Source organism: Chryseobacterium sp. HNCC26DJ240 (genome assembly GCF_057180485.1).
Genome location: NZ_JBXUGK010000002.1, coordinates 65239 through 91830, shown reverse-complemented (window position 1 = coordinate 91830; position 26592 = coordinate 65239). Strand labels below are relative to the sequence as shown.

Sequence of the window (26592 nt, the reverse complement as noted above, 5' to 3'; positions counted from 1 at the left end):
TCACTTATTTTTGAAAATATGAAACTGTTTTGTGAGTTCAAGATATTGGTCCGAGTATTGTCTCGGACTTTTTTCTATCACAAATTCTGATTCTTCAAGGATATTTTCATTCAGTGAAAATTCAAGAATTAATCTTTTTGTTTTAGAATTTTCAATTCCTTTAATGTTGATTTTTCGATTTAAGAATAATTTATTTTCTTTAGAAATTTCAATAAAATCATCTCCAATTTCGGCAGGAATAATGACTGAAAAAATACCATTCTCCGAAAGAAGTTTTGCAGATTTAGAAATCAACTGATTGAAATTTAATTCTACAGTCTGTCTTGCTATTTTGTCTTTTTCAGAAGAAGATTCTTCGAAATAAGGTGGATTTGAGACAATTAAATCAAACTTATCTTCCGTTTCAAAAGTTTTGAAATCCTGCAGAATATTTTTTAACCTTAAATGAAAAGGAGAGTTTTTAAAATTAATTTGAGTAAGATTTACTGCTTCCTCACTGATATCAAGACCTGAAAATTCTGCCTTAGCATTTCTCTGAGCCAACATTAAAGAAATCAAACCTGTTCCCGTGCCTATTTCCAACACTTTTGAAGCAGATTCTACGTTTGCCAAAGCACCAAGCAAAACACCGTCTGTTCCAACCCGAAAGACGTCTTTTGACTGCTGGATATCAAATTTTTTAAAACTAAAAGGTTTCACTAAAGATTGGTGGGTAAAGTAATGATAAAAGTTGCACCTTTGCCAATTTCAGATTTCACAGTAATTTCACCTTTGTAATCTTCAATCATTTTTCGCACCATGGCAAGCCCAAGACCCATCCCGCTGTTTTTCGAGGTAAAATTGGGTTCAAATATTTTTTCAAACATCGCCTGGTCGATTCCTACTCCATTATCCTGAACTGAGATTACGACACGGCGTTGGTATTGCTCAATATCAATATTAATCATCATTTCCCGCTCATCACTTCTGGCCTGCGTGGCATTGGTAACGAGATTGGTGATGATTCTGGAAAGGTAAATCCTGTCCATATTAATCATGATATTATTTTTGTTGGCGTGTAAATAAATTAAATCATCATTGAAAACACCAAGGATATCGTGAATTTCAGAATTAAGATTGATGACTTCATTATTTTTTTCGGGCAATTTGGCAAATTCAGAAAACGCAGATGCTACAGTGGCGATTACATCAATCTGATCAACCATTGTTTTGCTAAGCTGCTTCACTTTATCTGTAATATTTGGATCTTGGGGATCAAATTTTCTTTCAAAATTCTGAATCGTCAGTTTCATTGGCGTTAAAGGATTTTTAACCTCATGGGCAACCTGTTTTGCCATTTCCCTCCAAGCCTCCTCCGACGCTTTAAACCTCAAACGCTCTTTCTGATCCTGAATCTGAAGAATCATTCTGTTATAAGCCTTTGCCAAAGCATTCAACTCATCATTTTTATAATATTTGATGGGATGCATATCGTTTTCAAACAACGTAATCCGGGTAATCATATCCGAAAACTTCGTGATGTTTTTAGCAAGACTGTTAGACATTACCCAACTGAACCAGATGCTGAACACAATCAAAATTAAATCTACAATAATCATGTAAATAAGAAACTGATGCAGTACATCGAAATAAGCAGACTCATTGTGATACAGCGGAATATACATTATCCCAACCGGTTGCAGGTCATTATTCTGAAGCAATAAGTATGAAGAAGTGAAAACCGCATCCCTTTTTTCATCATACCCCCTCACATCATACCTTGCCTTATTCGACAGGATTTTATTAACAGTGGCCATCGGAATTTTTTTATGATCCACCAGACTGATATCTTTATTTGATAAAAGATAATTTCCTTTAAGATCATAAATCACAATATCATGCTGATTGATATCGGCGATTTCGAGAATTTTATTTTTTAAAACCCGTGGTAAGTCTGATGTATTTACAGACTCACGACTTATGGCATAATCCAGATATGCCATTACAGTATTGGTCTTATTCTGCATATCTGTACGACTTTGCTTCAGGGAATTATTCCGTAAAACAAAGTACGGCACCAGAGACGATGCTGTGACACTTAAAAGACAGACAAACAGAAAACCGAAGAAAAACCGGTTTCTGAGGCTGTACCCTTTATACTTATTTAATGGCATTCTTTTGTAGAAGTTTAGCTATATATTTACCTATAATATCAAATTCCAGGTTTACCTTGTCCCCGGTTTTCAAAGAATTCATATTGGTAAATTCCCATGTGTATGGGATAATAGCCACCGAAAATTCGAAATCATCGCTTTTTGCAACCGTCAAACTGATTCCATTCAAAGTGATTGATCCCTGAGGCACAGTAACAAAGTTACCTTCTGAATTATATTGTACAGTAACAAAATAACTGCCATCTTTATTTTCAATTCCGGTAATTTCGCCAGTTTTATCCACATGCCCTTGCACAATATGTCCGTCAAGGCGACCATTCATCACCGTACAACGCTCCAGATTAACAACCGAGCCAACTTCCCATTTGCCCAAATTTGTTTTTTCTAAAGTTTCATTAATAGCAGTAACCACATATTTGTCTCCTTCGGTTTTCACTACCGTGAGACAACAACCGTTATGAGCTAGACTTTGGTCGATTTTTAATTCCTGAGTAAACGGACAAGATAATGTGAAATCTATATTGCTGCCGTTCGCTTCTATTTTCTCTACAACACCTACTGCTTCAATAATTCCTGTGAACATATTATTTTTTGCTAAATTTGTAAACTTATAATCTTCAAAGATAATCAAAATGACCCCAAAAAACCATAAAGTACGAGTAGGAATTTCAATTGGTGACTTCAACGGCATTGGTCCGGAAATCATCATGAAATCTCTTCAGGACAGAAGTATTACAGATTTTTTCACTCCTGTAATTTTTGGTTCGGGCAAGCTTTTTACATACCAGAAGAATATTTTTAAATTAAATTTAAACTTCAACTACATCACAGAGGCATCACAGGCTCAGGCCGGAAAACTGAATATGGTGAATCTTGTGAAAGATAATTCAAATGTAGAATTAGGAAAACCAACAGAAGAATCAACAAAAATGGCAATAGATTCTCTTGAAGCAGCAACTGAAGCTTTAATGAAAGGAGAAATTGATGTTTTGGTCACCGCTCCAATCAACAAAGACGAAATGGTAAAGGGTGGATTCAAACATGCTGGTCATACCGGATATTTTGAAGAGAAATTCAATAAAAAAGGATTAATGTTTCTGGTCACTGATGGATTGAAAGTAGCTGTTTCTACGCACCACATTCCTATTTCCCAAGTTGCTGAAAATATTTCTAAAGAAAAAATTAAAAAGCAGATTCGAGCCTTAAACCAGACTTTGATTGAAGATTTTGCGGTGACAAGACCAAAGATTGCAGTTTTAGGTTTAAATCCTCACTCTGGTGATGGCGGGGTTATTGGAAATGAAGAAATAGAAATTATATCTCCCGCCATAAAAGAACTTTATGATAATGGAATTCTAGCTTTCGGACCTTTTCCTGCAGACAGCTTCTTCCAGCCGGAAAAATATAAAAACTACGACGCAGTTTTAGCGATGTATCATGATCAGGGATTAGCACCTTTCAAAACAATAGCTTATGAAGAAGGCGTAAATTATACCGCAGGATTGCCTTTCATCAGAACTTCTCCGGATCACGGTACCGCTTACGATATTGCAGGAAAAAACATTGCGGATGAGCAAAGCTTTAGTGAAGCGATTTTTACTGCTGTTAAAATATTCAGACACCGTGCAGAGTACAAAGATTTAATGGAAAACCGTCTCAGACCCAAAAGAATGTCATCTGACAACGGAATTGATGAAGATTTACCTGTAGGAAACGAAATGTAAAATTACTGAACGAATAAATATTAATTTGTTATGAATTTTATTTGTAATATTAAAAAAATTGCATATTTTTGCACACTCATTTTATGGACAAGTTAAGAAACTATGATGTAAGCTTTTCCGGACTGAAAACCGGCAAGCACGAGTTCAAATTTGAGATAGATAAGGAGTTCTTTCAATTATTTGACACTGAACAGGAATTTACAAATCCTAAGATTGAAGTAGATGTTTTACTTGATAAACATACAACTTTTTTAGAATTTGAAATAAAAACTAAAGGTACGGTAGAATTGGTTTGTGATATTACAAACGAAAATTTCACTCATCCTATAGAAAACCAAATCGGTATTTTGGTAAAGTTTGGAGAAGAATATGATGACAGCGAAGAAGATGTAATCACCATTCCTACCAACGATCACGCTTTTAACATTTCTCAATTGATATATGAAAACGTGGCACTTTCTATACCTATGAAAAAAGTATCACCCAATATAAGTGATGAAGATTTGAAAATCCTGGAAAAGTTCAGTCCAAAAGAAACAGAAACAGAGGAAGAACACGAAAGCGACCCAAGATGGGACGCACTGAAAAATTTAAAGAATAAAAATTAAATAATTTAATGATGAGATGATGAGTCTCATCGCTCATCACTAAAAAAAGTTATTACAAAATGGCACATCCAAAGAGAAGACAATCGTCTACAAGAAGAGATAAGAGAAGAACTCACTACAAAGCTGTAGTTCCTCAATTGGCTAAAGATGCAACATCAGGAGAGATGCACCTTTACCACAGAGCTCACTGGCATGAAGGAAAATTATACTACAGAGGAAAAGTAGTAATGGAAAAAGAAGTAGCTACTACTGAAGAAAACTAAGAGTCGATTTTTCACCCGAAAACACTCATTTTAATACAAAAACCGCCCGATTTTGATAAAATTTGGCGGTTTTTTGTTGTTTTTTATGTTTTTTTGGTATCTTTGGCACAAATCAAATATCAATTTTTATGGACATTAAAGACATACAGAATCTTATCAAGTTTGTATCTAAAGCTGAAGTTTCAGAAGTAAAATACAAGACTAAAGATTTCGAAATCACCATTAAAACACCACTTGGAGGTAACGAAGTGAGCTATGTTGCTCAACCGCAAATGTATCAGCAGGCTCCACAACAGCAAGCTCCGGGACACGCTCCTGCTGCAGTTTCTGCAACTCCTGAAAAAACTGAAGCAGCTTCTGACGACAGTAAGTTTATCACTATCAAATCTCCAATGATCGGAACTTTCTACAGAAAACCATCTCCTGATAAAGATGTTTTTGCTAATGTAGGCGACGAAGTTTCTGTTGGGAAAGTGGTTTGTGTAATTGAAGCAATGAAGTTATTCAACCAAATTGAGTCTGAAGTAAGCGGTAAAATCGTTAAAATTTTAGTTGACGATGCTACTCCGGTAGAATATGACCAACCTTTATTCTTAGTAGATCCATCTTAATTATAATTGATTAATGATGATTGATAATTGAAGAAAAAATCAATTTCAAATTTCAAAATTTCAAATTTCAAATCAAATTAAGATGTTCAAAAAAATATTAATTGCCAATCGTGGCGAGATTGCAATGCGTATTTTACGTACTTGCAAAGAAATGGGAATCAAAACTGTTGCGGTATATTCTACTGCCGACAAAGACAGTCTTCACGTAAGATTTGCTGACGAAGCGGTATGCATCGGCCCGGCAATGAGCAAAGATTCTTATTTAAAAATCCCCAATATCATTGCAGCGGCAGAAATTACCAATGCAGACGCCATTCACCCGGGATACGGTTTCTTATCTGAAAACGCTAATTTCTCCAGAATCTGTGCTAAAAACGGAATCAAATTTATTGGTGCAAGTCCTGAGCAAATTGAAAGAATGGGAGACAAAGCGAATGCTAAGGCAACCATGAAAGCCGCAAACGTACCTTGCGTACCAGGTTCTGAAGGTTTAATTGAATCTTACGAGCACGCCGTAAAAACAGCTGAAGAAACAGGTTATCCTGTCATGATCAAAGCTACTGCCGGAGGTGGTGGTAAAGGGATGAGAGCGGTATGGAAAGCTGAAGACCTTAAAGAACACTGGGAATCTGCAATTCAGGAAGCTGTTGCAGCCTTCGGAAACGGAGGTATGTACATGGAAAAACTGATTGAAGAACCTAGACACATCGAAATTCAGGTTGCTGGCGACCAGTTTGGTAAAGCTTGTCACCTTTCTGAAAGAGACTGCTCTGTACAGAGAAGAAACCAAAAATTAACTGAGGAAACTCCTTCTCCATTCATGACTGACGAACTTCGTGAGAAAATGGGTGAAGCAGCAGTAAAAGCAGCAGAATTTATCGGTTACGAAGGTGTAGGAACCATCGAATTCCTTGTGGACAAGCACAGAAATTTCTATTTCATGGAAATGAACACCAGAATTCAGGTAGAGCACCCGATTACGGAGCAGGTTATCGATTATGACTTGATCAGAGAGCAGATTCTTTTGGCAGCAGGAACTCCTATTTCAGGAATCAACCACTTCCCGAAACTGCACTCTATCGAATGCAGAATCAATGCTGAAGATCCTTACGCTGATTTCAGACCTTCACCGGGAAAAATCACAGGATTAAACATTCCTGGCGGACACGGAATCAGAGTTGACACACACGTTTATTCAGGTTATACAATTCCCTCTAACTACGATTCAATGATTGCAAAACTGATTACTACGGCACAGACCCGTGAAGAAGCGATTGCAAAAATGAAACGTGCCTTGGAAGAATTCTACATTGAAGGTGTAAAAACCACGATTCCTTTCCACAGACAGTTGATGGAAGATGAAGATTATCTTTCCGGAAACTACACCACAAAATTCATGGAGAGTTTTGTAATGGACAGAAAATATGATAATCATTAAGATTATTTTTAAAATAAATTTTAAACCGTCTCAATTTTGAGGCGGTTTTTTTGTGAAAACATCCTAAAAATAACCCTTTTGAGTGATTGCCTCATAATAGTCTGTACTTTATCTTTGATAAAAATTTATTACTAAAACTTTAAACTATGAAAAATTTAACAGTACTCTTATTTTGCCTTTTTGCAAATCTTATTTTTGGTCAGACAAAATTTGACACTGAAAAACTAATGCTTGTTCAGGACATCTACAACAACTCCGCAAAGAATAAGATCAATTCCTTTATGGAAGGCAAAGGCTATATTGTGGCAGAAGTTGAAAAAAATGAAGAAGAGGGGGACGCTCACAGTTTTAAATCTGAATTTAATCGTATACAGGTTATGTACATGCCTTCAGGTAAAACTCAAGGTGTTATTATGCTTTATGCAGGAGCACTCAATAATGCCTTTATAGAAATCAAGCTTAAAGATGCAGGATATACCTTTGAAGAACACTCAAGTACTATTGATGGAGAAGAGTTTAAAAGAAAACAGTGGTCTAAAAAAGGAGAAAAAATGTCTTTCGTTACCTACTCAGAAGAAATAGAAAAAATTGGCTTTTTAGGCTATGGCGAGTTTACAGACTAAAAATCTCCTGATAAGAAAAATACACTGCAACACCCATAAAGTTGTGTTATGAGCAGAGAATAGATTAATCATTTAATTGAATTGTAAACCGTTTTAACTTGAGACGGTTTTTTTTGTATAAATAACCTAAAAATAACCCTTTTGAGTGATTGCCTCATAACAGTCTGAACTATATCTTTGATAAAAAATTTATTAAAACTAATACTTAAAACTATGAAAAATTTAAACTTACTTTTATTTTGCCTTTTTGCCAATCTTATTTTTGGACAAACAAAATTTGACAACGAAAAACTGACTCTTGTTCAGGATATTTACCATAATTCTACCAAAAAGAATATCAATACTTTTATGGAAGGTAAAGGCTACACTGTAGGAGAAGTAGAAAAAAGCGAGGAAGATGGCGATGCGCACAGTTTCAAATCAGAATTAACCCGTGTACAGGTTTTGTATACACCACAGGGCAAAACCGACGGCATAATAATGCTGTACATAGGTGCAGTTAACAATGCTTTTATCGAAATGAAGATAAAAGATGCCGGATATACTTTCGAAGAGCATTCAAACGTTATTGATGGGATAGATTTCAAAAGAAAACAATGGTCTAAAAAGGGCGAGAAATTGTCTTTTGTAACTTACGCAGACGATGCTGAAAAAATTGGCTTTCTGGGCTATGGCGAATTTCACGATTAAAAACTGATTCTTTTCTATTCAGAATTCTAATTTTCAGCTAAAAGTTCACAAAACTTTTCGGCAGGACAATTATTAGGATTAATGGATAATAAAATAAACCGTCTAAAAATTGTGGCGGCTTTAGTTTAAAACAGCCTAAAAATAGCCCTTTTGAGTGATTGTCACTTCACTTTGGGTAGCCTATATTTGATAAAAATTTAGTGAACCACTCCTTACAACTATGAAAAAAACACTTCTTCTCTTCGCCTTTATTCTGAGCAATCTTACTTACAGCCAAATACAGTTTCAAGAATATACACTTGCAGCTTTACAAATTTTCGCATACGACTCCAACTATGACAATTTAATCAAGAATTTAGAAAGTTCACAAATAAAATATTCTAAAGAGACCAATGCTGACAAAACAGAAATCTTTCATTTTCCGTTGGGAAATAAACGTGGTGCTATATTATACTCTAAAGATAAAGAACTTATTTACGCAAAAATATATATTACTACCAATGAAAAATGGGAGAAAAGAGGCTCTGGCCAAAGAATTGAAAACTTAAAGGAAAACAGTTTTGAAGAATACGAGCCCAACCCGGCAAAAACAATTAGTGAAACTTTCAAAAACCGAATATTACACTACAGAAAAAACGACTATCCTTATGAATTTGTAATAGATCTGAGGAATAAAACTGCTGGTGAATATTGTGACACTTATATATTCAGTAAAAAATTTGGTACCCTAGAAAAGTACGTAAAATTCAACTCAATGTTTGAGTAAAAATCATAAACTGATATTTGAAACTATGAAAAATTTAAACTTACTTCCATTTTGTCTGTTTGCAAATCTGATTTTTGGTCAGACAAATTTTGACAATAATAAATTAACGCCTGTTCAGGACATCTACTTTTCTTCATAATGCTAATTTTCAGCTAAAAGGTCACATAACTTTTCGGCAGGACAATTATTAGGATTAATGGATAATAAAATAAACCGCCCCAATTCTGTGGCGGTTTTTTGTTTTTAACAGTAAGCTTTCCTGGTTTTTAAAAGAAAATATTTCGAAACGGTTACATTTTACGTTATTTTTGATTCAGGATTATTGTTATGAAAAAAATATTTCTTTTACTGATGTTAATGTTGCATATTTCAGCACCATCGCAATTCAGAGGAATTTCCAAAATTACAGACGACACCATATTAGATCACCGCTATCAGCCTTTAGAAAACCCCTTTGGAAACAGATATTTGATCACCGGATCTTTCTTACCCGTAAAGAAAGATTCAAAAATAAAACTTGCAAAAATATTGACTTCCGGCGGATGGGGATTAATTGACGAAAAAGGCGAAACCGTGCTTCCCCCTCAATACTACAACATCTCTGAATTCAGAGGTGGACTGGTGGATGTAACTCTAGCCATTCCAAGGCAGTCGGATAAGTTCAGATTCGACCCATGCTATGCTGTTTTTAATGCAAAAGGAAAAATGATTACTCCAAAATGCTTTTTTCAGAATGGTTATTCTGTATTAAATGATGCCGACGGATTTACGCGACTCCAAATCAAAAATACTTCTGAATTAGCAGATGGTTTCCTGAAAGTACGCATAGACAAGCTGACAAGTATTTATGATGAGAATGGAGAACAGATTATTCCGGCAGAATATTCTGAGATACGCTTTTCCGGTAAGTATTTTTTAGCTCAAAAAGAAACCCCGGCAAGACACTATGTAATCTATGACCGTACCGGAAAAAAAATGAAAACCGTAAACTCAAAGGACGTTTATGTACATGGAGAACTGCTGCTCATTAATCAAAATGGCAAGACTTATATTGAGCACCTCATCACAGGAAAAAAACATCTGGAAAATCAATTCAGCAGCATAAGCCCAATCAGCTATGAAAAAGAACCGGATGGCGAAAAAATCATACTTTCAGCATCTAACTATGATGATAAGTCACGAAAATTAGTATCAACTGTTTATATCAACAGTGACTTTGAAGTTATAAAAAACGACAATTTCCCTAAAACTTTAAACCGGTTTGGAAAAGACAACATTTTAGCAGAAAACCCCGAAAGGAAAAGTTTTGCTATTATCAACCATAAAGGCAAAATTCTGCAACAGTATACAGAAAAGGAATTTTATGATTTTTCATCCCTCAGCAGTGAGGGTTATCAGAATAAAATTAACCTCGAGAAAAACCTCATCAAATATCATCCATCATGGTCTTCCTATTCAATTTCTTCCCCCGCATTGGAAATGGGAAATCTTATTATTTTAAAAATCAGAGACAGTAAAGATTACAACAATAATCTCAATGTTTTTATCAACAAAAAAGACGGCAAGGTCATCCGCAAAATTAAAGGAAGAACAGATTTTCACGCAGCATTTAATAAAAACAATAATTTTATAGCTTACGATGGTGTGCAGGCGGTGATTACAGATAAGGAAGGGCGCATTATAAAAAGATCTGTGGGTACACAGGCATATACCACAAATTTGGATCAGCTCTTTATTGAAGAATCATGGAATGTTTATTTTACAGATAAAAATTTTGATGCCATCCCCTCTATGAAATATTCCCGCATCAACCAGCTGGGAAAAACAAAATACCATCTGGCCTACACAGCGGATACAACAGAAATATTAGATGAGAACGGAAAAGCTTTGGTCTCCATTAAAGAACCTTATTACAATCATTCCGACTACATCAACGGTGCCATAGATAAAGATGTTCTCTACCTGATCACCGGGAAAAGCCGCGCAATCTACAGCACAAAAACATGGAAGCCAGAGCACCGTTTCAATTTTAAATCAAATTATGACGGTCAGATTGAGGGTGGCATTTATGTGCATGAAGAATACAACTCATCGGGCTACGCAAAAACGTACATAGACCCATACATGAACGTTGTTAAAATATTTTACTAAAAAAATCCGTCTCACAGCAAGATTTAAGTAGGTTCCAATTTGCGAAACTTTACACGTCAGAATTGACTTCGTCGCATGACATTTCGTACAGTGTCTGTTGCAAAATTTTCTATTGAAATCATCTACAAATACCACATAAAAGGCTAAAATCAAATTTTTCTCTACGAAAAATAGCCCTTTCTGGGGATTTCGTATCCAATATAGTAAAACTACCTTTGAAGTATAGACTATTAATCCATTAATAATACCACTTAAGAATATGAGATCAAATATTTTAACACTGCGACAACTTTTTACAAAAATTTGTTTTCTTTCCATGGTATGTTTCGCTTATCTGTCGGCTTTTGCTCAGATAAAGTTTGAAAACCAGACATTATTTGGCTTCACCCAACTGGCAGGTGAGGTTACCACTGACAATGTGATTGAAGGGATGAAAGCTTCCGGATTTAATTTAGAGTCAGAAACAAAAGACAGAAACGGAAACCGTCTACTGACTTTTGAAATGCCAGCCGGGCTCATGAAATTCTGCTTTTCGTCTTCTGATAAAAAACTTATTTATCTGCGTGCCGATTTCCCAAAGGCAAATGGGCAGATGCTTTTATCCATGATAGATGACTTAAAGAAAAACGGATTTAAACAGGAGGTCGAAAGAACTAACACTTTTTCGGATAATCCTATGACAATAAGTTATAAAAACCCAGATTATCCTAAGGAATATTGGGTGTACGATGTCTATCAAGATGTGTATACCTTATATGTCTTCAGTAAAGAATATGGTTCACTGGAGAGTTTTGAACTTAAATAAATAATTTCTGAGAACCACTAAAAGTATCTGTTGCGAGGATATCAAAAGTTCACAGGAGAATATAGCTATCATTTTTTTTCCGAAATGATATTAAAAAATGACAGATATCTTTTTGAAAATATGATACTTCCGCTGCCGCACGAATCCCTTCGTGTGGTCAATCCTAAAAACCAAACATCCTAGACTAAACTTTAAATTGATCTGAAAAAAGATATAAAATCCAAAACTCAATTATACTCCATCAAATATCTTCCGAATTATTTATCAATTCTTTACAATAGTTCTGAATCTGGATTTTAAACAGAAATTATTTACTTTAGCCAAGTTATTTATAATAGTTAAATTTGTGCAAAAGCAAAAAGAATATGTCAACAGCAGAACAAACAAAAAATTCGCAATACTTCATTGAGCTCGAAGAGAAACATGGCGCACACAATTATCATCCGCTTCCTGTGGTTTTGGATAAAGGTGAAGGCGTTTTTGTTTGGGATGTTGAAGGCAAAAAATACTATGACTTTCTTTCTGCTTATTCGGCAGTAAACCAAGGGCATTCTCACCCGAAAATTGTAGATGCTTTGGTGAATCAGGCTAAAAAACTGGCTTTAACTTCAAGAGCATTTTACAATTCAGGTTTGGGAGAATACGAGAAAAAGATCACTACCCTTTTCGGTTTTGATAAGGTTTTACCGATGAACTCAGGAGCTGAGGCGGTGGAAACTGCGGTAAAATTAGCCAGAAAATGGAGCTATGAAGTAAAAGGAATTGCTGAAAATGCAGCAAAAATTGTAGTTTGTGAGAACAACTTCCACGGAAGAACAACAACGATTGTTTCTTTCTCGAATGATCCAGATGCCAATAAAAACTACGGTCCTTTCACGCCAGGTTTTGTGAAAATTCCTTACAATGATTTGACTGCTCTGGAAGACGTTCTGAAAAATGACGCTCAGAATATTGCCGCATTTTTGGTGGAACCGATTCAGGGAGAAGCCGGGGTTTATGTTCCGGATGAAAACTTCCTTAAAAACGCTTCAGAATTATGTAAAAAACACAATGTTCTTTTCATTGCGGACGAAGTTCAGACCGGTATTGCAAGAACAGGTAAATTAATTGCCTGTCATCACGAAGATGTACAGCCTGATATTTTAATTTTAGGAAAAGCCCTTTCCGGAGGAATGTATCCTGTGTCTGCAGTTTTGGCGAACGACGACATTATGAATGTAATTAAACCGGGACAGCACGGTTCTACTTTCGGTGGAAACCCGATTGCCTGCGCTGTCGCGATTGCGGCTTTGGATGTTGTTGCTGAAGAAAATTTATCTGAAAGAGCTGAAGAATTAGGCAAATTATTCAGATCTGAAATTGAAAAAGTAATTGAAAATTCTGATTTGATTACCAAAGTAAGAGGAAAAGGATTATTGAATGCAATTCTGATCAATGACACACCGGAAAGTTCTACCGCCTGGAATCTTTGTTTAAAATTAAAAGAAAACGGATTGCTTGCAAAACCAACCCACGGAAACATCATCAGATTAGCACCACCTTTGGTTATTACTGAAGAGCAATTGCTGGATTGTGTGAAGATTATTGAGAAAACTGTTTTGGAATATTAATAGATTTTCGATCCGGAAAATATTTTATAATACTTATATAAATAACACTCTTTTGGGTGTTATTTTTTTGTAATTGATTTAGTTTTAAAATAAACTGTATTTTTGCTGAAATTACTCGGTTAAAAATGAAGCTTTCGGTTGCTATTATTACTTTTAACGAAGACAGAATCATCGAAAAAACGCTCAGTTCGGTTCATGATATTGCAGACGAAATTGTCGTGATCGACAGTTTTTCGGATGACAGAACGGTGGAGATTTGTCAGAAATTCCCTAAAGTAAAACTGATTCAGCAGAAATTTTTGGGTTTCGGAAAGCAGAAAAATTTTGCCATCAGCCAATGCTCCGGAGAATGGATTCTGTTTCTGGATGCCGACGAAATTCCGGATGAAACTGCTTTAAAATCAATTAAAAACATTACAAGTCAGAACCAGTCAGATTATTCAGTTTATAATATTTCATTTAATAATATTTTTCTCGGCAAATCACTGAAATACGGAGGTTGGGGAAATCTTAAAAGGGAAAGACTGTTCAGGAAAAACGCAGGAAAATATTCTGAAGACATCGTCCACGAAATGTTTTTAACTGAAGAAAAAACCGGACTTTTAGAAGGAAAATTAAATCATTACACTTACAAAGACATTCATCATCACATCGAAAAATCGAACAAATACACGACGATGATGGCTGAAAAAATGTTTAACAGAGGTAAAAAGTCGAGTGTTTTGAAAATTATTTTCAAACCGATCTATCAATTTATCAAATCCTATTTTATACGCTTGGGCTTTCTTGACGGATTGGTGGGCTACTACGCCGCAAAAACTGCCGGATTTTATACTTTTCTGAAATATCAGAAACTCTACGAACTACAGAAGGTTAAAAAATAATGTTGCTCAATTTCATTAAAGGTGTTTTTGGAATAAAGTTTTCCACTGACCTTAGAATTTTAATGTACCATCAAATCATGCCTGAAAAAGACAGGATTGATAACGACCTGATTATTTCTGTTGAGAAACTTGATGAGCAACTGAAATATATCCAGCAGAACTTTGAAACGGTTTTCTTCAGTGAGCTTGGTGAAAAAAACGACACGAAAAATAAACTCATTATCACATTTGATGACGGTTATTACAACAATCTGGTTTATCTGATTCCGCTTCTCATAAAATATCAGTTGAAGGCTACCATATGCATTCCGACAGAACTTATAGAAAAAGATCTTGAAAATATTCCAGGTACATTTATGAGTTTTGATGAGATTAAATCTTTGCCAAAAGAGCACGTAGAAATTGCTTTGCACAGCCACAGTCATAAGAACTACGCTGAAATGAATATTGATGAAGCCGAAAAAGACATCAGAGAAAACATCGCAACACTGGAAAAACATCAGATTCAATTCTCAAATGTTTTGGTTTATCCGTATGGGAAGTATCAAAAAAGAGGATCGCAGAAAAAGAGATTTTTTGAATTACTTGAAAAGCTCAATATTTCTGCAGGATTACGCATCGGTAATAATCTCAGTTCTTTTCCGTGGAAGCACAAATTTGAGGTAAAAAGAATCAATATCAAAGGCAGCGACAGCTTTGCTACATTTAAAAGGAAACTCCGTTTTGGGAAAATCAAACTTTAGGAAAGAAGTTTTTTATACAGATTTTCATAAGACTCTGCCATCGATTTGTAACTGAATTTCAAAGCGTGCTGATGAAGTTTCTTAGGCATTTCGGAATCATTTTTAAAGTCTTCTATTCCCTTCAGATACAGTTCATTCATTTTTTCCGCATCGAAATTATCAAAATAAAAAGCGAGATTTCCACCAATTTCAGGGAGACTTGTAAAACGGCTGAGAAATACCGGTTTGCCAAAATACATTGCTTCCACAGGCGGAATTCCGAAACCTTCTGCCAATGACGGATGACAATACGCTTCACAGTTTTTCAGGAAGAAAAATTTCTCTTCATTGCTCACATTTTCCAGAATATGCACTCTTTTTTCAAGTCTTAATTCCCTGATTTTAGCTAAAAAAAGCTCTTTGTAATCTGATTTCGCAGCAGAAGTAATTAAAACCAAATCTCTGTCGTTATTATTCATCATTTCAAGCAAAACATGCTGGTTCTTTTTCGGATAAAGAACGCCGATGGTTAGAATGAACTTTTTATTTTGAAAATCAAGCATTCTCCCTGAACTAAAATTTTCGTTTTCAGGAAAAATCAGTCCATTGTAAATCACATCAATTACAACATTCTCCTTCAGTTTAAATAAGTCCCTATTTTTAATAAAATCTTCTTTCACAAATTCTGAAATACAGACAATTGCATCTGCATTGCCGACATTTTTCTGAACTAAGTTTGTAAACTTTTTAACTTTTTTAACTGAACTTTTATCATGAAGAAAATTCAAATCGTGTAAGGTTACGACTTTTTTCTGTCGCGATTTTTTATTGTGAAAATACTCTGAAAGCTGATGTGTCGTGTGGATCAGATCAAATCCTGAAGTTTTAACAGGAAATCGTTTTTGCCAGAATTTCCAGTTTATGATTTTAAAATCGGACTTTGTCTTGGGAATATTTTTTGCCGGACCGTAAAAAGTGAAGTGAAAATCGGATTTAAGCTCGTCTAATCCTTTAATCAGGGAAATGCAGACGTTGGCAATTCCCGATTTAGGATATTTCAGGCGTTCAACGTCAATCAGGATTTTATTTTTCATAGCGAAATACGACTTTAAGCCAAAAATATAAATTTAAAGTTTAAAATCTTTACTTTTGTTTCACGAATCGGCATTTTGGCAATATTGATAAGAAAATATTCTGCGATTGCACAGGTTGTTCCGAATATTTGGAACAACCATTAAAAACAATAAACAGCTGCACATGAAAATTTGTTTAATCAGTTTTGATTTCTGGCATTATGACGGGCACATCGTGAATAAGCTGAAGGAAAAAGGCGTTGATGCACACCACATTAATATTGGCGCATTCACGCACAAAAATTTGTCTGCAAGATTAAAAAACACCTTCAGCAAAGTTTTTTTAGGTAAAAATCTGAAGAACGAGCAAAGACAAAATTTCATTATCAATTCATTACAAAAGATAGGAAAGCAAGATCAGATTCTGGTGATCAATCCCGAAGCCATTGAAAACCGCGTTCACCAGGTTATCAGAAGCAACACAGATCGTAATATAGCTTACCTTTATGACAGCATGCAAAGAAATCCGGCTGAGCATATTCTGCATTATTTTGATGAGGTTTTTTCTTTTGATGATAATGATGTACATAAATTTGGATTCGAGAAAATCAACAATTACAACTACTTAAAATACATTCCTGCCGAAGAGCAAAATCCCGAACTGGATCTTTTTTATATCACTTCTTTTGATAAAACAAGAATTGCAAGACTCATCAACCTCAGCGAAAAGCTTAGAATTTTAAATATTAAATTTAAAGCCATTATCGCCGGAAAAAAGAGCTGGAAAAAGCAGATTCAGCAGATTTTCGATAAAAAAATTGATAAGAACCTTGAATTTCAAAGAGAAAATATCCCGCAGAATGAAGTTTTGAAACATTACAGTAAAGCAAAAGCAATCTTAGATTTTCAGAGAAATCATCAGGCAGGGCTGAGTTTCAGGGTTTTTGAAGCGATGGCATTGGAAAAGAAATTCGTAACTGACAATCAGGATATTAAAAACTATGATTTTTATAATCCTGAAAATATTTTAATCCTGAACAAAGATTTCAGCAATATTGAAAAGTCTTTTTTTGAAACTGAATATCAAAAACTGCCGGAAGAGATTTACTATAAATACACTTTGGATCATTGGGTGAATACGGTTTTTAATTTAAAATAAATGATGACAACTTCCGTAGCAATGTGCACCTATTATGGTGAAAGCTTTTTAAGAAAACAGATCGACAGCATCTTGAATCAGACCATTCCGGTAAATGAGATTATTATTTGTGACGACAGGTCTACCGATGAAACTCAAAATATACTTTCAGATTATCAAAAAAGACATCCTGATATTTTTAAAATCTACATTAATGAGAAAAATTTAAAAAGTGTAAAAAACTTTGAAAAAGCCATATCACTTTGCTCAGGTGATATTATATTTTTGAGTGATCAGGATGATGTTTGGGAAGAAGATAAAATAAAAATTGTTTGTGATTTCTTTGATAAGCATCAAAATATTGACGTTTTGTGCTCTAATGGATTTATTATTGATGAAAAAAATGTACGACAAGATCAATATACTGTTTGGGACGTTCCGAAATTTTTAGAGGAAGTTCAATATGAAATAGACTATTTCAAAATTTTTGCAACTATTGGAAATTTTGCAACCGGTGCATCAATGGCAATCAGAAAATCATTTCTTAATCAGGCTTTACCATTTCCGAATATCGAGGGATTGCATCATGATGAATGGATTGCTCTTGTATCTTCCGAACGGAAAAAGTTTTCTTTTCTACATGACAAACTCTTTTCATACCGTATTCATCAAGAGCAGCAGGTTGGAGGAATTACTTACTGTAAAGATGTAGCATCCAAGGAGAAACTTATTCGTAAATTTAATTACACAAAAGAGCCGGAAATATTCAGAGATTTTAAAATCAAACTAAGAACGCTAAATGATAAAGAAAGAAAATTCACAGCTTATCTTCAAGAAAATTCCAATGAGAATGTAAAAAGATTTTTGGGAAAAATTCAAAATGAAAAAGCGAGTTTATACCAAAAACTAAAGTCTGAACATATAACTTTCTTCTTGTTTTTTAAATATATCTACCGATGAATAAGATTCTCATCATCATGCACAACTACGCAGGTATTGCAGACCTCATTAAAAAAAATCTGGAATATTTGAATTTTGGCAATGTGGATTTCTTGTTGTATTCTGAAGAGAAATTCAGGTATAAAAACAGTTTGGAAAAGCTAACCAATCTTTACCGAAAAACGTTTTTAGGAGATAAAAAATACAAAGAAAAATTACGAACTTCTTTTATCGAAAACACTTTGCTTCAGAAAGCACAAAATCTTTCTGAATACGATACAATTCTGGTAATGACAGTTGATTTTTTTTCTGACGAATTTTTAAGCATCATCAGAACCAAAACCAAAAATTTAGTCGGTAATCATTGGGACGGACTTAAAAGAACACCTAATGTTTATTCTAAATTGAAATTCTTTAACAGGTTTTTTGTATTTGATAAAGATGATGTTGATGAATATAAAAACATCTTCTTTCTTACGAATTTCTTTTTTAATTTTAAAGAAGAACAACATCAAACAACGATTAAAAATGACGTTTTTTACATCGGAACATTTATGGAAGAAAGGTTTAATGCTTTGAAAAACATATCAACAGTTTTGAGTAAGCAAAAAATATCTCAAAAAATACTTCTTTTCAATTGGGATAAAAAAGACAGTGATGGGGAAATTCATTTCACAAATCAATTTTTGACGTATGACGAAAACATTAATTTTGTAAAAAGTTCAAAAGCACTTTTAGATTTAAAACTAAAAGAACACAATGGATTATCATTCCGGTTTTTTGAGGCTTTGAAGTACAACAAAAAATTGATTACTGATAATTCTGATGTAAAAAATTACGATTTTTACAACTCTGAAAATATATTTATAATCGGTGAAAATCGAGAGGAAGAATTAAAAAATTTCGTAGAAAGTTCTTATCAGGAAATTTCTTCGGAAATTAAAAACAAATATAGTTTTGAAAACTGGTTTAAAACACTTATTTCTTAAAACATGAACGAAAAAATTTCAATCATTATTCCATATTATAAAGGCGAAGATTATATACATGAAACTCTGAAAAGTGTTTATGAACAGACCTATCAGGATTTTGAAGTTATATTGGTAAATGATGGTTCAGAACGAAATGCATTAGATTTAATTGAGAGGGATACAGCTTTCAAAAACCTTTCAATTATTCATCAGGAAAATCAAGGACAATCTTCTGCAAGAAATAATGGCGTACAATCGGCAACAGGAAAATATATTCTGTTTTTAGATTGTGATGATCTTATTGAAAAAACATTTTTAGAAAAAACGTACGCTGTTCTTTCACAAAAACCAGAAGTCAGAATCTGTTACACCAAAGGAAAATTTTTCGAAAAAACTGATAAAGAATGGGTTTTACAACCTTTCAACACATATGATTTCTTAATTGAAAACTGCATACCGATTACCGCACTTATTTATAAAGATGATTTTCAGAAAGCGGGAGGTTTTGACACTCAGCTGAATTATTACGAAGATTGGGATTTTTGGATTTCCTTAATTGAAATAGGCGCAAATGTTCATAAAATTGATGAGTTGTTATTCTTCTATCGAATCAGAAATACAACAGATTCCCTTACCAATACAAGCATTGATAACAGCTCAAGATTATCTGATAACTTCTTTGAAATCTATAAAAAACATTATACTTTCTACAAACAAAACGGACTTGATTTTCATAATATTATGAGCTTAATCCGTGAGAATAAAAAGTATAAAGCGAAATATTACGGTGAATGGTACAGAAAATTGCTCTATCAGTTTTTTAAGCCTAAAAAGTATCAGAAAATTTACAAGAATTAATTTTAGAACCCCAAATATGCAAGCATTTGTGTGATATTATCTTCCTGAGTTTCTATGGAAAATTTTGACAGTGGCAAAAGACTGTTTTCATGTAAAGTCTTCCACAAAGTTTCATTATCGTAAAGCTCAAGTATTTTATCCGCAAAATTCTGAGGATTTTCATCCGAAATCAGGGCTGTTTTGTTATCTTCAAGACTCATTCCCTCCGCTCCGATTCCTGTGGTAACTACGGGTAATTTATATTCTAAGGCCTGTCCTATTTTCCCTTTTACTCCTGCTCCGTAACGAAGCGGAGCAACAAATACTCTGGAATTTATGAACCAAAAATCTACTTTTTCCTGATAACCTAAAATCTGAAACTGATCAGAATGGTATTTTTGCTTTAAATCTGGAGGAAAGTCTGGTCCTAAAATGTAGATTTTAATCTTGTCATTCTTCGCCCATACCAAAGGCATTATTTGATCATGTAAAAACTTTACGGCATCAATATTTGGTAAATGATTGTATCCACCTATGAAAAGTAGCCCTTCCCTTTCGGAGAAACTCAACGGAACAATATCCACAGGTTTGTGAATATTACTTACAGTAAATATTTTTTCATGTTTCACTCCGTTTTGGGAAACCGTATTCTTTTCTTCATCACTTATCGAAAGAACAGCGTCTGCAGTATTCATCCCGAAATATTCCTTTTCTTTGAAGAAATCTATTTCTTTTTTACGCTCTTTTGTTATGGTATCTATATAATTATTTTCTCTCTCCATCCGTAGGTAATGAAGATCTACCATATCATAGACTAGTTTCTTACCTGAAATTTTATTTTTAATTTGTTTGTACCAATGGTCAAAACCTATAGGACGGAAAATCCAGATGACATCAATATAGTGCATTGCTTCTTCTATCTGATCTGCTACTGTTACAATTTTATCTTTTGTAGTGACGTAATCCATACAAACCTCAACACCTACTGACCTAAAAAAACTTACATAAGGTTCATCAACTGCATCTTCAAAATGACGCACGGCCAAAATAATTCTATGTCCGTTTTTTTGCAAAATCTTTATAATTTCAAAAAACCTCCTTGATCCAGAATCCTGATCCGGTTTTGGCATATTTTCCTCCAAGAAAAGAAAATTTGGCTTTGTGAAATGAGCATTGTAATTGATTTTACCATTGGATAAAAACATCTCATTAGTAAAGTATTTATCCCATCTGCTTTTAAAAACTTCTCTGTTTTTTTCAAGTAAACGCTCTTTTCCTGAACTGTCTTTTCCTGTATAGGAAATATTTTCAAAATGCACAATTTCCGAAAGAGGCTGGTAATAAACATCTAATTTTTGCTTATACTTCAATCTTTGACAAAGGTCTGTTTCTTCATAATAAGCGGGAAGAAATGCTTCATCCAAAAGATTGAGATCTCCTTCATTATTCACTTTACGGAATAGCAAACTGCATCCTGAACAATAATCTACTTTTCTTAAAAAATTATATTGAGGAGCATCAATTGCATCCCTCCTTCCTATATTAATTATTTCTGAATTCTTGAAAACAAGGCATCCTGCTTCTTGCAGTGTATTATCTGCAAAAACCATTTTAGAACCTACAGCGCCAACATTTTCTTTTGATTTAAAAACATTTAGAAGACTTGAAAGATAATTATCCTGAACCTCCACATCATTATTGAGTAAATATACATAATCACCTTTTGCCTTCTCAATTCCTTTATTAATATTTTTTAAAAAACCTAAATTTTCAGGATTATCAATTACAATGATTCCTGGAATTTTATTTAAATATGCTAAGGTCTCATCTGTACTTTTATCATTAATAATAATGATTTCTTTCGAAACATTTTTATCATATTGATCTAATGTATACAGGCAATTAAGTGTATATCTGATTTGGTTATAAACAGGGATGATAATAGAAACTTGTGGCTGATTATTCACTTTAAAATCAAATTGATAATCATTAAAAAAACTCAGCTCATGATGATTAATTTTTAGTTTCCTTTTATTCTTTATAAAATTTCGATTCTTTATTTTATTTTTAAAAAACCTTTTTATTCCCATTTTAAATTTATTATTTTGCTGGTCATTTATATAACGAAAAACGAAATTAAGCAATTATTACAAATTATGGGAGATAAAAAAAACATTATTAAAGCTGGTTATTTACTTTCCTATGACTACATCTATATCTTTACTTCCATAAAATATATTTATGATGATGTTGACAGTATTGTAATAAGTTATGATGCAAATAACAAAACATGGGTTGGTAATGATATTTTAATACCTGAAAAATTTTTTTTGGACATAAAAAAAATCGATACTAAAAATAAAATCACATTTTACAAAGATGAATTTTATATCTCCGGCACCCCTCCAATGGATTTAGAAACCAGACAAAGAAATATGATGGCTGAAAAAATGGGTCAAGGGGGCTGGCATATACAGATAGATGGCGATGAGTATGCCTACGGTTTTAAAAAACTAGCCCAATTTTTAAGACAAAACAAATATCTTTTAGCTCATCCTGAAAATAACCCAATTAACTTTCAGGTTGATTTAGTAACATTATTCCGGCATGATGAAAATGGTTTTTATATTATCAATCCTTTTGAAGAAAAATGCCTTTTTATAACTAATTACCCAAAATACAAATACGCAAGACGTGTAACTACCGGTAGAACATTATCCCTAAAATATTACCTGATTCACCAATCGTGGGCAAGAGACGAAAATGAAATTCTTGAAAAAATTACAAATTGGGGGCATAAAAATGATTTTGACACGATGAAATTTTTTGACTTTTGGAAAAGCATTAAATCAAGTAATTACAAAGAATTTGTTAACTTTCATCCTTTGACGGGTTCAGATTGGCATAAACTCTCTTTTTTTCCTGCAAAAAATATTGAAGATTTCATTTCTGCTTTTGAAAAAAAATATTCGCAGCCCGAATTAATATTAAATCTTTCCATAACAAAAAAAATCAAGCTTTGGCTAAAAAGCCTGTTTTAAAGTTTATCTGAAAAAACATTGATTTTGTTTTAATATTTCAGGATAATTACACTATTGTATAAAAAATCCCAACTTCCAAAATTTTAAACAGGCGCAAAATATTTTATTTAAGTAAATTTGCAAAAATTTTATTTAAAAATGAGCAAAGTAAGAGTACGTTTTGCACCAAGTCCTACGGGACCATTGCATTTGGGAGGCGTAAGAACCGCATTATATGATTATCTTTTTGCAAAAAATCAGGGTGGAGAATTTGTTTTGAGAATCGAAGATACCGATACTGCAAGATATGTTGAAGGTGCTGAAGAATACATCGAAGAAGCTTTGGAATGGTGCGGAATTATTCCGGATGAGAGCCCAAAGAAAGGCGGAAAATTTGCTCCTTACAAACAGTCTGAAAGACGAGATATTTACGACAGATATACTGAGCAGATCTTAAAAACAGACTATGCTTACATTGCTTTTGATACCGCTGAAGAGTTAGATGCTATCCGGGCTGAATATGAAGCCAAAGGAGATGTATTTTCTTACGATAACAAAACCAGAAACCGTTTAAGAAACAGCCTTTCCCTTTCTGAAGAGGACGTTCAAAAGCTTTTGGATGAAAAAACACCTTACGTGGTGAGATTTAATATGCCCGTTGACCGAACTTTAGGTTTGGTAGATATCATCAGAGGAAATTCTGCGGTGAATACAGATTCTTTAGACGATAAAGTTCTGGTAAAAAATGACGGAATGCCTACGTACCACTTCGCCAACATCATCGATGACCACGAGATGGAAATCACACACGTTATCCGTGGTGAAGAATGGTTGCCATCATTAGGTTTACATACTTTATTATATGAAGCAATGGGTTGGGAAGCGCCTGAGTTTGCACATCTTTCTTTGATTTTAAAACCTGAAGGAAAAGGAAAACTAAGCAAAAGAGACGGTGACAAATTCGGATTCCCTGTTTTTCCTTTGAATTTCACAGATCCTGCAACCGGAAATGTTTCTAAAGGGTACAGAGAAAGCGGTTATTTGCCTGAAGCGTTCATCAATATGGTGGCACTTTTGGGTTGGTCTCCTGCAGACGATAAAGAGATTTTGTCTCTGGAAGAAATGGCAAAAGAATTTGATTTAAATAAAGTTCATAAAGCCGGGGCAAGATTCAGTAAAGAAAAATCTGAGTGGTTCAATCACCAATACATTCAGTTGAAATCGGATGAAGAATTATTAAATATTCTGAAAGATTCAGATTTAAATTTAAATATCGAAGATGAAAAGTTGTTGAAAATCATTCATTTAATGAAAGAAAGAGCAACTTTCCCTAATGATATTTACGAAAACGGAAAGTTTTTCTTTGAAACGCCAACTTCCTACGACGAAAAAGCTTCTAAAAAGGCATGGAATGATGAAACTTCAACTCTTTTGACTGAATTTTCTTCTGTTTTAAATGAAACCGAAGTATTCACTTCAGAAAACATCAAACAAAAATTACACGATTTTGCCGAAAACAAAGGTGTTGGAATGGGAAAAGTGATGATGCCGCTCCGTTTGGCTTTGGTGGGAGAATTGAAAGGCCCTGACGTTCCGGATATCCTCGAACTAGTTGGTAAAGAAGAAAGTATCGCCAGAATAAGCAATGCTGTAAATAATATTAAATAGATTTATCATATTTTTCATACATTTGAAAGATTTAATTTACTTCAAGAATGGAATATTTAAGTTTCGAACTTCCTATAAAAGAGCTGATGGATCAGTATCAAACCTGTTCATTGGTAGGAGAAGAAAGTGGTGTTGATGTAAAATTAGCATGCAGCCAGATCGAAGACAAGATCAGAGATACCAAAAAAGAAATCTACGGAAATCTTACGCCTTGGCAGAGAGTACAGCTTTCCCGTCATCCGGATCGTCCATATACCTTAGATTACATCAATGGTATGGTAGATAAAGGAAGTTTCCTTGAACTTCACGGCGACAGAAATTTCGCTGATGATCCTGCATTGATTGGGGGTTTAGCAACACTTGACGGTCAGAGAATCATGATTCTTGGAACTCAAAAAGGAAGAACTACCAAAGAAAGACAACACAGAAGATTCGGAATGCCTAATCCTGAAGGATACAGAAAAGCTTTGAGACTGATGAAGCTTGCAGAAAAATTCAAAATTCCTGTAGTTACTTTGGTGGATACACCGGGAGCTTATCCTGGATTGGAAGCCGAAGAAAGAGGACAAGGTGAAGCAATTGCAAGAAACATTTTCGAAATGACCATGCTTAAAACTCCAATTTTCACTTACATTATCGGTGAAGGAGCAAGTGGCGGTGCATTGGGAATTGGTGTTGGAAACAAAGTGTATATGCTTGAAAACACCTGGTACACAGTAATTGCACCGGAAAGTTGCTCTTCAATCCTATGGAGAAACTGGGATCACAAAGAAGATGCTGCAAATGCATTAAATCTTACTCCAAATGACGCTTTGAGAGAAAAATTCATCGACGGAATCATTGAAGAACCACTCGGTGGCGCACATTACGACCCTGAGACAACTTATTTAAATTTAAAAGCTTCAATTTTACAGAATATTAAAGCTTTCTCTAAATTTACAGGTAAAGAATTAGAAACTCACAGACAGGATAAGTTTATTGCGATGGGGCAATTTAAAGGATAAAATTAAATATCAAAACATAAAAAAACGCAGTGAAGTTATTTTTCGCTGCGTTTTTCTTTTCTAAATCATGCCTTAATCGTTTACACTCAACTCAAGCTCGATATCTTTTGCAATTCTTTTCAGAGAAGAATATTTCGCATCACAAACCATCGTCGTTAAAACATATTCGCCTTTTTCTACCTGCACATAGTTTTGTCCGTTGGCGGGAACATTCAGATTATAATATTTCTTTCCGGTAATTTTTACGATAAGATTACATTTTGATCTGTTTTTAATATTGATATAAGCATTAGGATCAGAATCATCCTGATTGAAAATATGTGATAAATAATCTGCCGTTTTTTTATGCTCTGCATTCGGCCCGGATTTTTTACTGCTGGTACTTGCATAATTCACGGTTTTTTTCGGTGCAGTATTAGAAGCTACAGATTTACTTGCCAAGTCAGTATTTTTTGTGATTTTCTCCACTTTCTCTTTACTCATCGGGGTAATAGTAGGTTTCGCTTCCGGGCTGTTGTCTGCCATAATGATACCGATAAGTTTTCTTTTAAAATAATCTGTTTTTGCGTGCCCCGGATTCTGTTTCAGAAAACCTGCAATAATTCTTGCTTCGTTTGAAATTTCTGCGTCCTGCTCTGTATATATAATCAATGTCTCTTTTTCTGCAACAGCTTTCGCTTTTGATTTAGATTTTTTCTTCTGAGCAAAACCTAAGCTGAAAATGCAGACAAAAAGGATAAGAAATATTTTGTTCATTAAAATTATTATTAAAAATTTGTCAAATAAATACTATAACGCAAAAAGTCATTTTTTAGTTTATCATTAAAACATTATCTTTGCGCCACAAAATTTAAACGAATATAAACAATTATAAATTTAAATAAAAAATTATAA

The 26592-nt window shown here is 34.0% G+C and carries 26 protein-coding genes; 20 read left to right on the top strand and 6 right to left on the bottom strand.

What is annotated here, in order from left to right:
* From AC2A1G_RS03505 to AC2A1G_RS03495, 3 genes are read right to left on the bottom strand one after another with little or no spacing between them, the layout of a single operon-like run.
* On the bottom strand, nucleotides 1-699 hold the full coding sequence (locus AC2A1G_RS03505) for a tRNA1(Val) (adenine(37)-N6)-methyltransferase (protein ID WP_484045572.1): 699 nt from the start codon (nucleotides 697-699) through the stop codon (nucleotides 1-3).
* Nucleotides 699-2153: a sensor histidine kinase gene (locus AC2A1G_RS03500; RefSeq protein WP_484045571.1), complete on the bottom strand. Its 1455-nt coding sequence runs from the start codon at nucleotides 2151-2153 to the stop codon at nucleotides 699-701. The genes AC2A1G_RS03505 and AC2A1G_RS03500 overlap by 1 nt, the downstream gene beginning before the upstream one ends.
* Nucleotides 2140-2736, bottom strand: a complete 597-nt coding sequence (locus AC2A1G_RS03495) for a riboflavin synthase (protein ID WP_484045570.1) — start codon at nucleotides 2734-2736, stop codon at nucleotides 2140-2142. The genes AC2A1G_RS03500 and AC2A1G_RS03495 overlap by 14 nt, the downstream gene beginning before the upstream one ends.
* A 49-nt stretch (nucleotides 2737-2785) precedes the next feature.
* On the opposite strand from AC2A1G_RS03495, the gene pdxA reads away from it, so the two are divergent.
* The 13 genes from pdxA to AC2A1G_RS03430 all read left to right on the top strand — a co-directional run bounded on the left by pdxA (nucleotide 2786) and on the right by AC2A1G_RS03430 (nucleotide 15069).
* Nucleotides 2786-3877, top strand: coding sequence for a 4-hydroxythreonine-4-phosphate dehydrogenase PdxA (gene pdxA, locus AC2A1G_RS03490; protein ID WP_484045569.1), 1092 nt, complete (start codon nucleotides 2786-2788; stop codon nucleotides 3875-3877).
* Nucleotides 3878-3960: 83 nt separating this feature from the next.
* The gene (locus tag AC2A1G_RS03485) at nucleotides 3961-4485 is read left to right on the top strand and encodes a YceD family protein (RefSeq protein WP_484045568.1); all 525 of its coding nucleotides are present in this window, start codon (nucleotides 3961-3963) and stop codon (nucleotides 4483-4485) included.
* A gap of 59 nt (nucleotides 4486-4544) precedes the next feature.
* Nucleotides 4545-4748 (top strand): 50S ribosomal protein L32, encoded by a 204-nt coding sequence (rpmF, locus tag AC2A1G_RS03480; RefSeq protein ID WP_066674711.1) that lies wholly within the window; start codon nucleotides 4545-4547, stop codon nucleotides 4746-4748.
* A gap of 128 nt (nucleotides 4749-4876) precedes the next feature.
* Nucleotides 4877-5359, top strand: coding sequence for an acetyl-CoA carboxylase biotin carboxyl carrier protein (gene accB / locus AC2A1G_RS03475; protein WP_056075033.1), 483 nt, complete (start codon nucleotides 4877-4879; stop codon nucleotides 5357-5359).
* Nucleotides 5360-5441: 82 nt separating this feature from the next.
* Nucleotides 5442-6797 carry an acetyl-CoA carboxylase biotin carboxylase subunit gene (accC, locus tag AC2A1G_RS03470; RefSeq protein ID WP_484045567.1) on the top strand — a complete coding sequence of 452 codons (1356 nt, stop codon included), beginning with the start codon at nucleotides 5442-5444 and terminating at the stop codon, nucleotides 6795-6797.
* 146 nt (nucleotides 6798-6943) lie between these two features.
* Nucleotides 6944-7420 carry a hypothetical protein gene (locus tag AC2A1G_RS03465; RefSeq protein WP_484045566.1) on the top strand — a complete coding sequence of 159 codons (477 nt, stop codon included), beginning with the start codon at nucleotides 6944-6946 and terminating at the stop codon, nucleotides 7418-7420.
* A gap of 213 nt (nucleotides 7421-7633) precedes the next feature.
* Nucleotides 7634-8110 (top strand): hypothetical protein, encoded by a 477-nt coding sequence (locus tag AC2A1G_RS03460; protein WP_484045565.1) that lies wholly within the window; start codon nucleotides 7634-7636, stop codon nucleotides 8108-8110.
* Nucleotides 8111-8330: 220 nt separating this feature from the next.
* A complete protein-coding gene (locus tag AC2A1G_RS03455) occupies nucleotides 8331-8876 on the top strand; it encodes a hypothetical protein (RefSeq protein WP_484045564.1) in 546 nt (181 codons plus the stop codon).
* Nucleotides 8877-9203: 327 nt separating this feature from the next.
* Nucleotides 9204-11027, top strand: a complete 1824-nt coding sequence (locus AC2A1G_RS03450; protein WP_484045563.1) for a WG repeat-containing protein — start codon at nucleotides 9204-9206, stop codon at nucleotides 11025-11027.
* Nucleotides 11028-11343: 316 nt separating this feature from the next.
* Nucleotides 11344-11832 carry a hypothetical protein gene (locus AC2A1G_RS03445; protein ID WP_484045562.1) on the top strand — a complete coding sequence of 163 codons (489 nt, stop codon included), beginning with the start codon at nucleotides 11344-11346 and terminating at the stop codon, nucleotides 11830-11832.
* 365 nt (nucleotides 11833-12197) lie between these two features.
* Nucleotides 12198-13442, top strand: a complete 1245-nt coding sequence (gene rocD, locus AC2A1G_RS03440) for an ornithine--oxo-acid transaminase (RefSeq protein WP_484045561.1) — start codon at nucleotides 12198-12200, stop codon at nucleotides 13440-13442.
* Nucleotides 13443-13567: 125 nt separating this feature from the next.
* Nucleotides 13568-14326, top strand: coding sequence for a glycosyltransferase family 2 protein (locus AC2A1G_RS03435; protein WP_484045560.1), 759 nt, complete (start codon nucleotides 13568-13570; stop codon nucleotides 14324-14326).
* Nucleotides 14326-15069 carry a polysaccharide deacetylase family protein gene (locus AC2A1G_RS03430; protein ID WP_484045559.1) on the top strand — a complete coding sequence of 248 codons (744 nt, stop codon included), beginning with the start codon at nucleotides 14326-14328 and terminating at the stop codon, nucleotides 15067-15069. The genes AC2A1G_RS03435 and AC2A1G_RS03430 overlap by 1 nt, the downstream gene beginning before the upstream one ends.
* Here the strand turns inward: AC2A1G_RS03430 and AC2A1G_RS03425 are convergent.
* A complete protein-coding gene (locus AC2A1G_RS03425) occupies nucleotides 15066-16142 on the bottom strand; it encodes a glycosyltransferase family 4 protein (protein WP_484045558.1) in 1077 nt (358 codons plus the stop codon). The genes AC2A1G_RS03430 and AC2A1G_RS03425 overlap by 4 nt on opposite strands.
* Before the next feature lie 163 nt (nucleotides 16143-16305).
* On the opposite strand from AC2A1G_RS03425, the gene AC2A1G_RS03420 reads away from it, so the two are divergent.
* From AC2A1G_RS03420 to AC2A1G_RS03405, 4 genes are read left to right on the top strand one after another with little or no spacing between them, the layout of a single operon-like run.
* Nucleotides 16306-17280 carry a WaaS/CpsH family glycosyltransferase gene (locus tag AC2A1G_RS03420; RefSeq protein ID WP_484045557.1) on the top strand — a complete coding sequence of 325 codons (975 nt, stop codon included), beginning with the start codon at nucleotides 16306-16308 and terminating at the stop codon, nucleotides 17278-17280.
* Nucleotides 17281-18219, top strand: a complete 939-nt coding sequence (locus AC2A1G_RS03415) for a glycosyltransferase family 2 protein (protein ID WP_484045556.1) — start codon at nucleotides 17281-17283, stop codon at nucleotides 18217-18219. It abuts the gene before it with no gap.
* Entirely contained in the window at nucleotides 18216-19187 is a 972-nt protein-coding gene (locus AC2A1G_RS03410; RefSeq protein ID WP_484045555.1) for a WaaS/CpsH family glycosyltransferase, read from the top strand. Before AC2A1G_RS03415 ends, AC2A1G_RS03410 begins: the two co-directional genes overlap by 4 nt.
* Nucleotides 19188-19190: 3 nt before the next feature.
* Nucleotides 19191-20027 (top strand): glycosyltransferase family A protein, encoded by an 837-nt coding sequence (locus tag AC2A1G_RS03405; RefSeq protein WP_484045554.1) that lies wholly within the window; start codon nucleotides 19191-19193, stop codon nucleotides 20025-20027.
* 2 nt (nucleotides 20028-20029) lie between these two features.
* Here the strand turns inward: AC2A1G_RS03405 and AC2A1G_RS03400 are convergent, their stop codons facing one another.
* Nucleotides 20030-21973: a glycosyltransferase gene (locus tag AC2A1G_RS03400; RefSeq protein ID WP_484045553.1), complete on the bottom strand. Its 1944-nt coding sequence runs from the start codon at nucleotides 21971-21973 to the stop codon at nucleotides 20030-20032.
* A 189-nt stretch (nucleotides 21974-22162) separates the two neighbouring features.
* Here AC2A1G_RS03400 and AC2A1G_RS03395 point away from each other — a divergent pair, with 189 nt between their 5' ends.
* The 3 genes from AC2A1G_RS03395 to AC2A1G_RS03385 all read left to right on the top strand — a co-directional run bounded on the left by AC2A1G_RS03395 (nucleotide 22163) and on the right by AC2A1G_RS03385 (nucleotide 25698).
* Entirely contained in the window at nucleotides 22163-23047 is an 885-nt protein-coding gene (locus AC2A1G_RS03395; RefSeq protein ID WP_484045552.1) for a hypothetical protein, read from the top strand.
* 138 nt (nucleotides 23048-23185) lie between these two features.
* The gene (gene gltX / locus AC2A1G_RS03390) at nucleotides 23186-24694 is read left to right on the top strand and encodes a glutamate--tRNA ligase (RefSeq protein ID WP_484045551.1); all 1509 of its coding nucleotides are present in this window, start codon (nucleotides 23186-23188) and stop codon (nucleotides 24692-24694) included.
* Between the two features lie 47 nt (nucleotides 24695-24741).
* Nucleotides 24742-25698, top strand: a complete 957-nt coding sequence (locus AC2A1G_RS03385; RefSeq protein ID WP_484045550.1) for an acetyl-CoA carboxylase carboxyltransferase subunit alpha — start codon at nucleotides 24742-24744, stop codon at nucleotides 25696-25698.
* Between the two features lie 72 nt (nucleotides 25699-25770).
* Here AC2A1G_RS03385 and AC2A1G_RS03380 read toward each other — a convergent pair whose 3' ends face one another.
* Nucleotides 25771-26454: a DUF6759 domain-containing protein gene (locus tag AC2A1G_RS03380; protein WP_484045549.1), complete on the bottom strand. Its 684-nt coding sequence runs from the start codon at nucleotides 26452-26454 to the stop codon at nucleotides 25771-25773.
* Nucleotides 26455-26592 lie beyond the last annotated feature (138 nt).